The sequence below is a fragment of the Paraburkholderia sp. 32 genome (assembly GCF_050435345.1).
GTDB lineage: Bacteria > Pseudomonadota > Gammaproteobacteria > Burkholderiales > Burkholderiaceae > Paraburkholderia > Paraburkholderia tuberum.
The window spans coordinates 1,400,903-1,415,103 of sequence record NZ_JBNDKD010000002.1 but is presented as its reverse complement, the minus strand read 5'-3'; the positions used below and the strand labels follow the sequence as shown (position 1 = coordinate 1,415,103).

The following is a 14,201-nucleotide window of genomic DNA, read 5'->3' as shown; positions in this document are numbered from 1 at the left end:
TGCATCGGAAAGTGTGAAAAGTTGCAGTGCGTTTAGCCGTGCATGCGCGTGGAGTTCAGCTGGCCTCGCGCGTCGCGAGCCGCTTCGAGTTCGCTCGCCTCGATATCTTCGAGCGAGCGGTTGCGCGTTTCGATGCCGAGGAAGAACACCACGCATGCGCCGATCACCAGCACCGTCGTGGTCATCGCGAATACACCGAGGAAACCGGACAGCGGATAAACGAGGCCGACGAGGATCGGCGCGCTGACCGAGCCGATGCGGCCGAACGATGACGACGAGCCTGTGCCCGTCGTGCGTACCGCGGTGGGAAACACTTCCGGCGTGTAAGCGTAGACGCCGGCGAATGCGCCGTTCATGAAGAACGACAGCGCGATGCCCGCGGTCATGATCTGTATGCCGGTATGAGAAAACGCGAGCGTGATCGCGGCGATGCCGCCGAACAGCATGTAGGAAGCGACCACCGCCTTGCGGCCGATCTTTTCGTTGAGCCACGCCGCCGAGAAGTAACCGGGAATCTGCGCGCCATAGATTGCAATCGAATAGCCGAAGCTCTTCGTCATCGTCAGCCCTTCCTTGACGAGCAGGCTCGGGATCCACGCGAAGAACGAGTAGTACGCGAACGCGACCGAGAACCACATCAGCCAGCTGACCGCGGTCGTGCGCGCGAGTCGCGGCGACCATAGCGTGAGCACGTTGCGCCACGCGTTGCCGCGCGCCGGCGTCGAGGCCGGCGTGGGCACCGCGTGAAGCGCGTGGTTCGCAGTCACGGGCGCAAGCGCAATGCCACGCACGACGAACGCCGCTTCGATGCGGCCGACGATGCCGTTCGCTTCGGCCGCGCGGCCCTGGCTTTCGAGCCAGCGCGGCGATTCCGGCAGCGTCCGGCGCCACCACAGCAGCATGACGACGGGCAGCGACGTGATCACGGCCAGATAGCGCCAGCCGTCGACGAAGTTGCGCACCACCGCGAAGCCGAGAATCGACGAGGTCAGATAGCCGAACGACATGAAGCCGACCAGCGCGCCGCAGAAAATGCCGCGATAGCGGCGCGGCACGAACTCGGCGAGAAACGGCGCGATCACGACCGTCTCCGCGCCCGAACCGAAGCCCGCGACGACGCGCAGCGCGAAGAACGTGTGCCAGTCGTGCGCGGTCGCGCTCGCGAGAGACGCGACGCAATAGATGGCGAGCGCGCTCATCATGATGCGGCGCCGGCCGATCACGTCGGCGAGCACACCCGACAGGAACGCGCCGAAAAAGTAGCCGATATAGGTGCTGCTCGCGACGAGCCCGGTCTCAGCGCTCGTCAATTGCCACAGCTTGCTGACGACCGGCAGCAGGAACGCGAGCGACGACGAATCGAGCCCGTCGAACATGTACCCGAGCCCGCCGATCAGCAGCAGTCTGCGGTGAAAGCTCGACAGGGGAAGTCTTTCAAGACGGGCGGCGACGGCGGACACGGCAACTTCTCCTGAAGGAAATGGCGCGGCGAGGCCGCGCGTTCTGCGCTGATGGATGCTTCGGGCCGCTTATCGGCCGATTGCGTAGGCCTGCATCTGACGCGGTGTAGCGGCGCCTCGCATCAAACCGTTGCGGATCGCGACCGCGCAGACCCGGCCGAGCGCCCACGGTTCCGCGACGGTGAGGTCGTGGCCCCGCGCGTGCAGTTCGGCGAGCGTGCTGTCCGGAAAGCGCGACTCGGCCGACATCTTGCCGAGCTGCATCGCGCGCGGATAGAACGAGCCGGGGAAGTGCGCGGTCTGGAACGAGGGCGCATCGGCGGCGGCCTGGAAGTTCATGCCGCCATGCACGTGCTTGAGGAACAGCTGCAGCGACCACTGATCCTGCTGGTCGCCACCCGGCGTGCCGAAGGCCGCGTACGGTTTGCCGTCGCGCGTGACGAGCGTCGGCGACAGCGTGGTGCGCGGCCGGCGGCCCGGGCCGAGTGACGAAGGCAGGCCTTCTTCCATCCAGAACATCTGCGCGCGCGTGGTGACGTTGAAGCCAAGCCCCGGCACCGCCGGCGACGCCTGCAGCCAGCCGCCCGACGGCGTAGCCGACACCATGTTGCCCCAGCGGTCGACCACGTCGAGATGCACGGTATCGCCGCGCAATTCGGGCAGCGGCGCGAAGGTCGGCTCACCCTGGCCAAAGCCGCCGGCCTGCTCGCGCCCGGCATTCGCGACGATGCGCGCGGCGCGCTGCTCGCTGTCGCCGAGCAGCCCGGGGCGGAATTCGAACGACGCGCGGCGCGGATCGATGAGGCGGCGCCGGTCGTCGTTGTACGCGTCGCCGAGCAGCACGTCCATCGGCACATGCGAAAACGCCGGGTCGCCGTAGAACACTTCGCGATCGGCGAATGCGAGCTTCGAGCACTCGATCACCGTGTGCACGAAATCGGGCCCGAGGGGGTCCATCGCGCCGAGATCGAAACCCTTCAGCAGCGCGAGCTGTTGCAGGAACATCGGGCCCTGGCCCCACGGGCCGGTTTTGTGCACGCGCATGCCCGCGTAGTCGTAAGACACCGGGTCTTCGTAGGTTGGCTCCCAGCGCGCGAGATCGCCCGCATCGAGCAGACCGCTATTGCGCAGGCCCGAGGTGTCGAGCACGGCGGTCGAACGGAAGTACTGGTCGATCGCGTCGGCGACGAAGCCGCGATAGAAGACATCACGCGCGCGTTCGCACTGCTCGGCGCGATCGCTGCGCGTATTCGCCTCGCGCAGGATGCGCTTGTAGGTTTCGGCGATCGCGGGATTCGCGAACAACTGGTTCGGCATCGGCGCCTCGCCGTTGCGCAGCCATTGCTCGGCCGAGGTCGTCCATTCGGTGCGGAAGAAGTCCTGAATCGCGAGAATCGACGATGCCATGCGTGGCAGCACCGGATAGCCGTTTTCCGCGTAGCCGATCGCATAGCTCAGCACTTCTTCGAGCGGCAACTGGCCATAGTCGCGCAGCAGCGCCATCCACGCGCCGAATGCGCCCGGCACGACCGCGGGCAGCAGGCCCGTGCCCGGCACCACGTCGAGCCCCATCTTGCGCATCCGCTCGATCGTCATGCGCGCGGGCGTCACGCCTTGTCCGCACAGCACGCGCACGCGTTCTTCGCGCGCGCTGTAGAACACCACCGGCAGCTCGCCACCCGGACCGTTCAGATGCGGCTCGACGATCTGCAGGACGAAGCCGGCTGCTGCGGCGGCGTCGAACGCATTGCCGCCTTTTTCGAGGACCGCCATCGCCGATGCGCTCGCGAGCCAGTGCGTCGAGGCCACCATGCCGAAGGTGCCGATCAGTTCTGGACGGGTTGTAAACGACATGGGCGACTCCTTGGCGACGACGGTCCGAATGGAAGAACCAATATGGAGTGGTTCAATTGGAGAAAATGAAAGCGTAAAACTAACGAAGCCGGGTTGCACCCGGTGTTAACCATCAACATGCGACCCAGTATAGCGAATCAAAAATCACCGGGTGCTGGTCTGTCATGCCGCCGCGATTCTGGTATCGTTGGGACCAATGCAAATTGGTTCAGTGGACAACATGGACAAACCGGTACTGGATGCGCTGCTCGACTACATCGCCGATCATCAGTTGAAGGACGGCGACGCGCTGCCGCCCGAACGAAAGCTCGCCGAGGAACTGGACCTGAGCCGCCGCGACCTGCGCGCGGCGCTCGCTTCGCTCGAGGCGTCGGGGCGCGTGTGGCGCGGCGTCGGCCGCGGCACCTATCTGGGCGCGCGGCCGCTGAAGTTTGCGCCGACGCTGCGCGGCTTGCGCGCCGGCACCAGTCCCGCGGATATCGCCGAAATGCGGCTGCTGTTCGAGCCGGCGCTGGCCGCGCTGGCCGCGACGAAAGCGAGTGGCGACGACCTGCAGGAACTGGAGAAATGCGCACGCAAAAATGCCGCCGCGAAAAACGACGACGAGTGGCAGCAATGGGATCATCGCTTTCATTTGCTGATCGGACATGCCACGCGTAATCCCGCGTTGATTGCGTTGATGGAGGTGATCAACGGTATGCGGGTGAAGCCGGAGGTGCGCGAGAAAACGTCCGCGCAGGAGACGCGGCAGTTTTTCGCGCAACAGCATCAGGCGATCGTCAATGCGCTGAAAGCGCGCGATGCGGATGCGGCCGCGCAATGCATGCGCGAGCATCTGCTGAGCGTGCAGGGATTCGGTGGTTCAAATCCTCTTGCTCCGAGCAAGACTGATAAGGCTCTCCGGGCTCTGCCCGGAGAGCCTTTTGTCTAACTTGGGTTGTATTGTCTAACTTGGCAGTGACGATCCGGGATGTCCTTCAAAGATGTCACAGACGCCAAAGTGCTCGGCATGAGATTTTTTCGGCCGTATTCTGATGTACCAGCGGAAATGGAACTGCGCCTTGATTACTTGCTCGCGGTTCAGCCTGAAGTTGGCAGAGACTACCTACCAATCCACAAACTATTCGAACAGCATGTCCATAAAGACGTTAAGCACCATCATATCGTCGGGAAGATTCTGAGGGCGCTGCCAAAAAGGATGGACCGGGTAGTTTGGAAGGGCCAGGGCGGCGTTATCCGGACACTGCGTCGTTACGAGGATATCCGCAACATTGCTACCGGCTTGACCCGCTCGACCTCGCGCGACTTCGTGTAGTGCGCCGTCATTTCTGCCGTCGTATGTCCTGCGAGTGCCTGCGCTGCTTCGGCGCCGGCGACGCGCTGCTTGTCAGTTAGAGCCTTCGCACGCAGATCATGGAAGTGCATGCCGCGTAGGTAGATCGCGCTGGCTTCGGTGCTGTCTTCCTTGCACTTCCTGTCATACGATTCCCGGGCGCGCTGACAGGCGCGCTTCCATGCCGACCGCGCTCCGCTGTAAGTGAACCTGCTCCCGGCCTGCGTGCAGATCACCGGTCCGATTCCCTTGACCTTGCCGGCCTTCGCAGCATCGAGTGTCTCGCGCAGGTCCGGTGTCATCTCGATGAGCAGGCGCACCCCGCTACTGTTCACGGTTTTCGCTGGCTTGAAGTAAATGCCTTCGTCGGACACGTCCAGCCAGTTGAGCGCGAGCAGATCACTGATGCGCTGCGCGGTCTGATAGGCCAGGTCGATCAGGCAGACTATCACCGGACCCGAATCCGTCGGCTTGCCGTCTCGCCCAGTGAGCGCCGCGGCACGCACGGCCGCGAACTCGTCGTCGGTGATGTATCGGTCGCGCTTCTTTTCCTCGGCACCGGAAATTTCCGATACAGGATTCGTCTCGCGCAGCCCCTTGCGGATCGCATGCGCGAAGATTAGCGAGAACACTGCGCGATACTTGTTGCTCGAGTTGGGCTTCGTCTCGAAGTGCTTGTCGAGGAACCGGGCAATGTTCACGGGCTTCACGTCGCTGATCAGCCATTCGTCGTCGAACTCACTCTTGATGAAAAGGGCCATACGTCGGTATTCTCCGCGCGTAGAGAGTGCGTACTTGTCGAACTTCTTCAGCATCCAGTCGTCGATCAGAGCGGGCATCGTGTTAGTCGGCTGCTCGTTTGACCCGCGCGTGCACTTCGCGAGTTCGGTATACAGCGCAGAGAGGCCTTCGGTGACGCGGCAGAGCTTGTGCCACTTGCGCGCCGCGTCGACGAACCAGTACGACCCGTGCTTTTCGTAGACACGCGCGGGCAGGGGGGACGCCTTTTTTCTTCTTCCGATCATGGTTATCTAGCCTCCCGGTCAGACTTGAGCTTCGGTTCGCGACGGCGCTGCTGCTGCGCGGCCTGTGAGGCGATGCCTGTAATGTGGTGGCGCCAGACACGTACGCTGCCATCTGGTCGGCGATCCGCAGGAATACCTACACGCTGAAGTGCAGCAAGCTGGCGACACGGTTGACGGTAGCCAGTGGCCTCAACGATTTCAGCTTCAGACAGGGTAAGCGATTGCATGATATACCTCGGCTCACGCAATGCGCTCAATTCGGCCAGTACGCGGGCAGGCCGCTGGGAACGATCGGTTGTCCGGACTCAGCGTTTCCCGTTCCAGTGAGTGGAAACACAAAGGCGTAGACACCGACAATCGTTCTCAATTTGATCAGAACTGCGATCTGTCTCGCCGCGCCGAGCGGAACGACGGCACAGCTCAGCACGCCAAATCCGCTGGCGTTCTGAATGGCGGGGGTACGATAGTGATCGGTATGATGATCGTCCGCGCACGCGGCGGCGAGGTGCTGTTCCGCGAGTTGCCGATCCGCATGCTTGCGGCAGGAGTTGAAATTGCCATCGAGCGCGCAATCGCGTACTGGTGTGACGATGCGCGCCGGCGCGTGGATGCCGCGATCAGTGACTGGCGACGTCCGGTGTGAGCGCCGATCCGTGCCCCGCTGGGCGCAGCGCAAACTGTCCGTCTCACTCATAGTATTGTTCCTTTGAATGTCAGGAGACGGACATGTGGAAGTGCATCCGTTGTCACGTCGAGATCCCTTTCGATGATGTTGAGCCGAGTATCGACGACTTTGCTGTCTACTTCATCTGCCCGCACTGTGGTCAACGGAACAGGCTTGTGAACGTCGGCAAGCCGAATGGGCCGATCGTGCTGGAGCAGACAGGTGATTGAAGTCACTGCGGCGTTCTTGCGTGTTTCAAGGTGCTCGTGCGCCGGCCTCTTCCACCTTCGGTCTGCCTGACGCCCCTTGGATGGATGTACGTGCATGGACGCCCCGGTTGCCACCTGAGCTTGAGGAAGGACTACGGCTTGACGGACAGCGCACTGTGGGCGGAAATCGTCGAGACCGGATCGAACGCGGCCTTCAGCGGGCAGCACGAATTCGCACCTGAGCCACCCGTCGAGGCGAGTCTTCATGATGGGCTTCACATGAATTGCATGGTCTGAGCACAAGCCGCGATGTACAGCGGGTGTTTTGGGCTGCCGTCCAGATTCAGGCCGAGATGGAACAGTTTGCCGTCCATGCTGGTGATGCGAAGGAGGTGCAGCACATCAGGCGCGCGCGTCGACACGGCTTTGTGCGAGCCCCATGCACAGATGACCATTGATGCACGATCGACCACATCGAGGATCGAGCCATTGGCCGGATTGCGGGGGCCAAGCGGGTCAGGGTGCGTGAGGAGCTCGTCAGAGTTGGTCGCACGCAGCGGGAACAGGTTGGCAACTTCAAGCCGGCCGAAGTTGTTCGCGACGGCGCGTGCAAAGCATCGGGTGACAGTGGGGTCGTCGACAAGGTGATCGGTCGTCGACGGGTTCAGCATCAGGAACGCCAGCGTGGGACGTGAGGCGTTCCACTCACGCCAGAGGCGGTAGCGGTACGTGCCGCAGTCGCTCAGATGCGCGCCGCGTTCGACCATCTGATGCGTTTCGGTCATGCATTTCATCCTTCCACCTCCTTTTCCACTTCGGCTTGCCTCTCTGCGTGATTCAACATCGCCGTTGCCATGTGTGTGACGTCGTGGACCGTCTCGCAGCTTCCCGTAGTCCGGCTTCCAGCGGACGTCGTGTGCGACCCCGTTTGCATCATTGGTCCGGCGCCCCGGAGTGGGGCGCCCTTCCAGCAGCTACTAAAACAAGAAGGCAGATGGTCAATGCGTCAATCAATGGCGGCGAAAATCGATTGCGCTTCCACGTGTTGTGCGGCAAAGTCGCGCAGCTGGTAGAAGAGCTCACCGAAGTGCGCCTCGCGGGTCTGCCAGGCAAGGGCATTGAAGGCCATCAGACAGGCGACGATGCCGGCGGCGTCGCACGACATCTCGCCATCGAAGCCATTGCCGGCGCACTGGATGCGCAGTGGCTCCTGCAGGCGAGGGACCATGTAGAAGCCCCCGTTGGACAGTTCGAAGAAGTCCCAGAAACCGCCTGAATAGCCATCACAGACGGATTGCAGCGACTGGTAAACCAGTGCCTCGCCCGTCATCAACCGCCGCCCCAAATAGCGTGGCAGCGTGTTCATCCGCTTTGATTCAGGAACACGCACGGCTTTGATGACGGCGCTCGAGGTCATGACTTCAGAATCAGGTTGCATGATGTTCTCCAGCAAGAAATTCGCGGAGCATGTCCCCTGGCGGGGAGGCATCCCCGCGACCGGTAAATAAGGCAAGCGGTCGGTCCGTTGCCGACCCCGATGTGGCTAGTCCTGGTCGGGCAGCAGGATCGTTGCGACCGGCCGGTCAGTGGTCCCCGCATCGATGACGAGTTTCAGATGAACCTCGGAGGCCGGTGCTGCATTGGCATCGTCTGACTCGAGGCGCGCACTGAAATAGACTGTCCTGTCTTCGTGCCGATGCATGACTTCGGCGGCTGCGGACCGCAGAACGGACCACATGCGCCGCGCTGCAACGCATGATGAGCACGGGGCGTGAATGGCATCGTGACCCGCGTCGGTAAGACCGGCGAGGCATGCACCCAACCCCTCTTTCGAAATCGCAACAGGTGCCCTGAAGCCGGCCTCACAGGCGATGCGCGACAGGTCCAGCAGCCTGCCGTCACGCAGACGTTGCTCGCGTGATGTCAGTCCAAGGTCCGGAGACGGCGTAGCTGAAGCAGGGACATCGTAGTAATAGACAGACATGACATGCTCCTTGAACGGGTGAAGGGGCATGTGCTCCCCAGGGGATGCAATGCCCCGGGGGGGAAATATCGGAATGGCCGGCCGTTGTTCCGCGGTGTAGATAAGGTCAACCGCGGATGACACGTGACCTAACAGATGCGGAATCCACCGCACACTCGAAGGAATCCAGCGAACTCGCGGACGTTGTCCTCGTCGAACGGATAGTGCCTCTCGAAATCGGGCACTTCGCCCTTGCCATCGCAGGAGTTACACAACAAAGGTCCAGGTCCGATTGCAGGTGGCTCGGCGCGATGACCTGTAGCGCCGCACACCGTACAGGGTTGATACGGTAAAGAGAGGAGCCGCTGGTGATACAGCTCGGCGTACCTGTGTGTGTGACCCGAGCGGAGGGCAAGCTCCAGTCGTTCTGCAAGCGCACTGGCCCCATCGTCGTCCAGACCCCAGCCATTGTTTGAATGACCGAGGTTACCGGTTGGGATGATGTCGGCCGCGACCGTCTCGCAGTAGTGCCAGAGCGGATGCCACCACCAGACGTTATTGCGGAAGTAAGTGCCCTTGTCGGAACGAGGGGTGTTTCCAAAGACGTCCATACCCATTTTAAAAACTCCAGAAAAAGAGGGGACGTCCCCTGAGGGAAGCATGCCCTCGGGGTGAAAAAACTGGACGATCAGATCGATGGCCGCCTGGTACATGCGGTGACGATCTGAAACAGCCAGGTCAGAGAACATTCCGAATGCCGATCCGTCTGGCACGCAGCCGCGCAGAAACAACGCGCCGGAAAAGAACTGCGGATACCGCAAGTCTGGTCACAGTGACGTCGTAACCTGACGGATCCGCAGCCGGCGGATCAACGGTGAAATGTCCATTGGCAGGTGTCCGTACAGCAGGGCGCCTGCCAATGTCCCCTGGCCGCGGGCGCGCGACCAGGGGCGTTTAGCGCAGCGAGCGCAAACGGCACGGCGTTTCGAGGCCGCCGTTGGCCCGGGAGATCAGGGAAGTCGGGACACGAAGAGGGAAGCCACGGGAAGCCAGCTTGCCGCAGCGTGACCCGGTGGTCGCGCTGGAGCAAGCCGACTGACGACGCAGTTCAGCACGTATCGCCCCGTGATGGGCGGTGGCAGGGGAGGGAGAAGTCGCAGCCGGTTTCGCGGCTGCGACGGGCGTCCTGTGACTCCTCAGGAGAGAAAAGCGCAAAGGCGCCTGAGGCAGGGATCAAGAAACCGCATGTTGATGCCGGCGAACCGGCATCGCACCTGGCCTTTTTAAAGCGGACGAACCAGGGATCGAGGCGTGTTTTAGAAGGGCGAACACGCAAACGCCCGAAAAGCTGGAAAGACACCTACATCTCAATATAGAGGATAACGAATCAAAAACTTTCCTCCTGTTGCATGTGAAAACCCGAGCACCAACACACGGAATGACCCGCGCAAGGCAGGGGGGCTGACGACAACCCGACTTCAAGCTGCAGTGCCTGTCCGACGGACAGCACGTCGCAGGAAGCCGGCTCCGCGGCGAGACCCGGCAGGGTTTCCTGCCGGGCGTCGATCGCGGAGGTCGTCGTGCTGACGATCCGACCGCTGAACCTGTGTCATGTCGCGAGTGGCAGGGGCGACTGGGTCGTCGAAGCCAGCATCACCCATCGCCGGCGGATCCAGTTGCTGATGCCCGTCAGGAAAGACAACGTCGTCAGGGTGATCGGCCAGGTCTTCGGACGGGTTTTCGGTCTGGTCTTCATGACGCTCGTCCTGCCGTTCGTCCTGATACACGAACGCTCCATCGACCTTGATCCAGAACACCTTGAGCAGTCGGCCTTTCAGGACTGTGCCCATCTGGCCGGCACGGTCCCCCTGCCTGATCTCATAGGTGCTGATGTAGTGATCACCGGCCCGAAAGCCGACCAGCACCTTGACGTCGCGATCATTGGCGTCATTCATCACCGACAGGATCGCATCTTTGGCCTTTTCGCCAAAGACGATCAGATCGAGATTCAGGTAGACGATCCCGTTCTGAACCTCGGGATCTCCGTGGAACGCGGCAATCGAACAGGCCAGAAACGGCCTGGCCCGGGCGCGACCCTGCCCAGCCGAGGTGACTTCGCGCACGCGCGAAAGGTAACCGAGGCCGGTCAGATGAAGGTCGAAATACTTTCTGGGTTGCTCAGTCTGGTTCATGGCGATTCTCCTAGAGAAAAAGGGGAATCGCGAGCCCCGGGCGGGAATCGTTGATTCCCCAACCGGGCAGACAGGAAACTCCGGGTCTACATCAGACCTGCGGCCATCCAGACATGGGACGGAGCAAAGCCGCAAGGGTGTACTGCAAAGGGCGCTGGACAAGCTCCAGCGGGCTACATCAGTTCTTTGTGATAGTCAGGCTTTGCGAGAAATCAAGCGATGCGCGTGGCCCTGCGGTTTGCATTGCTTTGCGGGCAGGCTCCTGTCAGCGCAAATCTCTTTCACCATGCAGTCGAAATGTATTTGAAGGGCGCTCCTGTGCGTAAGATGGGGCCAGTGTCTCTGGATGAGGCACGCGGCCAGTTGCGCAACCTTGGACATAACATGACGCGCGTGTGGAAGAGATTCAAGCGGGTGTTTCCTGGCGCGTCGCTCGACAACTCCAACGGCGTGGTTAAAAATCTCCACGAATTCGAGAAACTGCGTTATCCCGACCCGAGTGTTCTCGATGAGGGAATGGAGATTCAATTCGCGCGGAGGAGTGGCGAAGTTGTTCCGGACACGTTGTCGCGGCACGAGCCGTGCCTTGAGGCTGTCGACGCTTTGGTACAGGCCGTGTACAACACGGCCTGCGTCAACCCGACCTTTCGCCCCTGGCCTGACGAGGCAAAAGGCAATCTTGCTACGCGAGTACATGGACCCTTTGTTCCAGTCCCGCGCTCATGTGTCGCCAATTCCGTCATAGCACCCGACGAGCGCATATAGCGCCGTGAATGCGTGCCCGCATTGCTCGCAGATATATTCCTGGTGGACCGTCATCGCTCCGATGGCGCACGCTCCCATAGTCGGATGCGGAGCGCCGCATGCGCGGCACATTACCACGCCTTCCTTGACAACCTCTTTCTGCCAATCGTCCGAGTTGAGCATGTCATCCTCCGAACTGCAGCGGGATGTATGACGTTCACGTGTAGACGACATCCCTGTTTCGTCGCTTCACTCGGCCGGTGACCGGGAGAGAAGTCTGAAGTCTGGCGTGTCGGGGCAGACGACGACGTGTCGATCACAGTATAGGCGCGTGAGGATGATTGCCGCGTAATTGGTGTCTGGCCGGGGGCGTCCACCGTCGATCTTGATGATCTCGGCCCGCTCCAGGTAGAACTCCATTGGGTCCGACTCGTCCATGACGGGATGCCGCATTTCTATACGGTACAACGGGTTTTGTCGCATTAACGCGGTCAAGTAAAATCCGTGGACCGCAACGCATGATAAGCATCATGGCAAAGACGCAAACGCCGCGCAAGACGCTGCCCGCTGGCATTGGCAAGGTACTGAAGCGGCTGCACTACCCGTTGGACGTGATCCTGCTGTGCGTGCGGTGGTACGTGGCGTACTCACTGAGCCTACGTAACCTCGAGGAAATGATGGCCGAGCGGGGTATCGAGGTGGATCATTCGAGCGTGCACCGGTGGGTTATTAAGCTGCTGCCGGTGCTTGAAAAAGCATTCCGCAAACGCAAACGGCCTGTGGGCAAGAGCTGGCGGGTCGATGAGACCTACGTCAAGGTCAAAGGCCAATGGAAATACTTGTACCGTGCCGTCGACAAGACAGGTAATACGGTGGATTTCCTGCTGCGCGCCCATCGGGACAAGGCCGCGGCGCGCCGCTACTTCGAGAAGGCGATTGAACAGAACGGCGAGCCCGAGACAATCACCGTGGACAGGAGTGGCGCGAATCTGGCTGCGCTTGAAGCGCTCAATGCCGAGCGTTTAACACCGATCAAGGTCCGTCAAAACAAATACCTGAACAACGTCGTCGAGCAGGATCACCGTGCCATCAAACGCATCATCAAACCGATGCTGGGGTTCAAGGATTTCCGCTGTGCGCGCATCATCCTGTCTGGCATAGAAATCGCACACATGATCCGCAAGGGGCAGATGTGTGACGATGGCGTCGCCCCGACTGCAGCCGAACAATTCTACTCGTTGGTAGCGTGAGTAGTACTACCGATATCACGCTTTGCTCAAGCTGTAATCGTTAGCGCGACAGAACCAGCATGAGTGCGCTGTACGGTGTCGGTGGCAACTACGATGACCTGGTTCGACAGACGACGCAGCAGAGCTATAACGTCAGCGCTGGCGATCAGTTTGCGGGGACGGCGGGCTGGAGCCTAGCGTTGCAGGGGCCAGCGGCATCGACTGGTGCCGCCAGTGCAGCAGGCGGCTATGTGAGCGGTACGCCGAGTCCGTACGGTGGTGCTGCGTTCAACGCGCAGCAGGCACGCATCGCCCGTATCGCAGAGATGCAGTTGCAGGCGGCGAACCCGGCCGATGTTCGACCGGGATGGGGCGAACTGAACGTTCTGGTTACGGGTGTTGGGTCGCGCGGAGAAGCTGGTGAAATTCGTGCCTTGCCGCTGAGCATGCGCGAGCGGCTGTCTGATCCGAGCGTGGCGGATACGCCGGGCGGTGCCATCCTTGGGTTTGCATATAGTGCCGCTGAAAAGGCTGGCGACGTTGCTGCACTGTTCTCCCAGTTCGGCCTGAATCCGGTCACTGGCGAGATGCGTAGCCCGGGGCAACTTCAGCGGACAAAGGAAGACCTGGTGATTAACGCCGGTACGCTCGGCGTTGGTGCATTCGAAAGTGGAGCGGTAACGCTTGCAAGGCAGCAGGGCCAGGCAATGTTGCGGTCGGCGGGCGAGAGCTTTGGGCCGCAGATTGAAGGTATGTTCGAACGCGCGGCGCCGGGGCTTCGGATGTATGCACTACCCGAGGACATGGCGATCAGTTCACGGGTTGGACCTCCTATCCCACGGCTCGATGTTAGCGACCAATTCTCAATCAATAGATATGGTGGGGGAGTTAGCATTGACTATCTCGACGCAGAATACGGGAGCCATGGGCTGAACGCATACATCGATCAAAGCCAGCGTCTCTCGTTTGAGATTCGTGCTAACGGCGATGTAGCGAAACTCGGCTCTGGCAAAGATATGTTTGCCAGTATGATGCTGAGATTGGATAGAGAAGGAATTGAGGTTAATGGCATTACCGGTACATGGGTATCAGGAACGGACAGTGTCAATGCCGCTGAGTATGCGCGGAACTTGGCTGCAGGGATGAGCAAGGAAAATGCTGCGCTCAATACATGGACTGGCAGGTTAGCGTCGAGTTATGGATATACGTCAGTAATCGTGCCAGATCCAGTCATTTCCAATACTCAATTTGCTTACTTTATGAAGCTTGGTCGATGATGGATGAGCTAATCAAAGGCGTAGTCGCTTCAGATCTCTTTGGAGAGATCTTGTCTTCCAATCCAACGTTTACTTCACGGGATTTATGTCGTTTACTAGTTGATCGCTTCCCGGAAATTGATGGTGCCGCAATCCAACTCATTCGCCGCTGGAAGGGCGTAGGACGAGTAGACGGGATTTCAGATGCGGATTTGAATATTGGAATCGCACACTTCCTCAAGGAAGCCGGGTACTTGAACACGGATTAAATA

The 14,201-nt window shown here is 60.7% G+C and carries 16 protein-coding genes; 6 read left to right on the top strand and 10 right to left on the bottom strand.

The genetic code is table 11. From position 1 onward, the window contains the following. Positions 1-32 precede the first annotated feature (32 nt). Entirely contained in the window at positions 33-1,460 is a 1,428-nt protein-coding gene (locus tag OKW26_RS21830) for an MFS transporter (protein WP_429355138.1), read from the bottom strand. A 69-nt stretch (positions 1,461-1,529) separates the two neighbouring features. Beyond that, entirely contained in the window at positions 1,530-3,314 is a 1,785-nt protein-coding gene (locus OKW26_RS21825; RefSeq protein ID WP_429355137.1) for a gamma-glutamyltransferase family protein, read from the bottom strand. 220 nt (positions 3,315-3,534) lie between these two features. On the opposite strand from OKW26_RS21825, the gene OKW26_RS21820 reads away from it, so the two are divergent. Next, positions 3,535-4,245: a FadR/GntR family transcriptional regulator gene (locus OKW26_RS21820; protein WP_429355136.1), complete on the top strand. Its 711-nt coding sequence runs from the start codon at positions 3,535-3,537 to the stop codon at positions 4,243-4,245. Between the two features lie 320 nt (positions 4,246-4,565). Here OKW26_RS21820 and OKW26_RS21815 read toward each other — a convergent pair whose 3' ends face one another. Genes OKW26_RS21815 through OKW26_RS21805 form a run of 3 tightly spaced genes read right to left on the bottom strand, consistent with a single transcriptional unit; the run spans position 4,566 to position 6,366 of the window. Further along, the gene (locus OKW26_RS21815; RefSeq protein ID WP_429355135.1) at positions 4,566-5,672 is read right to left on the bottom strand and encodes a tyrosine-type recombinase/integrase; all 1,107 of its coding nucleotides are present in this window, start codon (positions 5,670-5,672) and stop codon (positions 4,566-4,568) included. Between the two features lie 2 nt (positions 5,673-5,674). Next, a complete protein-coding gene (locus tag OKW26_RS21810) occupies positions 5,675-5,899 on the bottom strand; it encodes a DUF4224 domain-containing protein (protein ID WP_429355134.1) in 225 nt (74 codons plus the stop codon). 26 nt (positions 5,900-5,925) lie between these two features. Then, positions 5,926-6,366: a hypothetical protein gene (locus OKW26_RS21805; RefSeq protein WP_429355133.1), complete on the bottom strand. Its 441-nt coding sequence runs from the start codon at positions 6,364-6,366 to the stop codon at positions 5,926-5,928. Positions 6,367-6,398: 32 nt separating this feature from the next. Between OKW26_RS21805 and OKW26_RS21800 the strand changes: the two genes are divergently transcribed. Continuing rightward, positions 6,399-6,566, top strand: a complete 168-nt coding sequence (locus OKW26_RS21800) for a hypothetical protein (RefSeq protein ID WP_429355132.1) — start codon at positions 6,399-6,401, stop codon at positions 6,564-6,566. Between the two features lie 254 nt (positions 6,567-6,820). Here OKW26_RS21800 and OKW26_RS21795 read toward each other — a convergent pair whose 3' ends face one another. The 5 genes from OKW26_RS21795 to OKW26_RS21775 all read right to left on the bottom strand — a co-directional run bounded on the left by OKW26_RS21795 (position 6,821) and on the right by OKW26_RS21775 (position 10,700). Further along, on the bottom strand, positions 6,821-7,339 hold the full coding sequence (locus tag OKW26_RS21795) for a DUF1643 domain-containing protein (RefSeq protein WP_429355131.1): 519 nt from the start codon (positions 7,337-7,339) through the stop codon (positions 6,821-6,823). A 212-nt stretch (positions 7,340-7,551) separates the two neighbouring features. Beyond that, complete coding sequence (locus OKW26_RS21790) at positions 7,552-7,983, bottom strand: antirestriction protein (protein WP_429355130.1); 432 nt, start codon at positions 7,981-7,983, stop codon at positions 7,552-7,554. Positions 7,984-8,088: 105 nt separating this feature from the next. Continuing rightward, complete coding sequence (locus OKW26_RS21785) at positions 8,089-8,529, bottom strand: DUF6573 family protein (protein WP_429355129.1); 441 nt, start codon at positions 8,527-8,529, stop codon at positions 8,089-8,091. 128 nt (positions 8,530-8,657) lie between these two features. Further along, positions 8,658-9,329, bottom strand: a complete 672-nt coding sequence (locus tag OKW26_RS21780) for a hypothetical protein (protein ID WP_429355128.1) — start codon at positions 9,327-9,329, stop codon at positions 8,658-8,660. A gap of 657 nt (positions 9,330-9,986) precedes the next feature. Further along, the gene (locus OKW26_RS21775) at positions 9,987-10,700 is read right to left on the bottom strand and encodes a DUF3577 domain-containing protein (protein WP_429355127.1); all 714 of its coding nucleotides are present in this window, start codon (positions 10,698-10,700) and stop codon (positions 9,987-9,989) included. A 219-nt stretch (positions 10,701-10,919) separates the two neighbouring features. Between OKW26_RS21775 and OKW26_RS21770 the strand changes: the two genes are divergently transcribed. The 4 genes from OKW26_RS21770 (at position 10,920) to OKW26_RS21755 (ending at position 14,198) form a co-directional block, all read left to right on the top strand. Continuing rightward, positions 10,920-11,465, top strand: coding sequence for a hypothetical protein (locus tag OKW26_RS21770; protein ID WP_429355126.1), 546 nt, complete (start codon positions 10,920-10,922; stop codon positions 11,463-11,465). 497 nt (positions 11,466-11,962) lie between these two features. Beyond that, the gene (locus tag OKW26_RS21765) at positions 11,963-12,694 is read left to right on the top strand and encodes an IS6 family transposase (protein ID WP_429354294.1); all 732 of its coding nucleotides are present in this window, start codon (positions 11,963-11,965) and stop codon (positions 12,692-12,694) included. Between the two features lie 59 nt (positions 12,695-12,753). Continuing rightward, on the top strand, positions 12,754-13,950 hold the full coding sequence (locus OKW26_RS21760; protein WP_429355125.1) for a hypothetical protein: 1,197 nt from the start codon (positions 12,754-12,756) through the stop codon (positions 13,948-13,950). Beyond that, positions 13,950-14,198, top strand: coding sequence for a hypothetical protein (locus OKW26_RS21755; RefSeq protein WP_429355124.1), 249 nt, complete (start codon positions 13,950-13,952; stop codon positions 14,196-14,198). The genes OKW26_RS21760 and OKW26_RS21755 overlap by 1 nt, the downstream gene beginning before the upstream one ends. Positions 14,199-14,201: the final 3 nt, after the last annotated feature.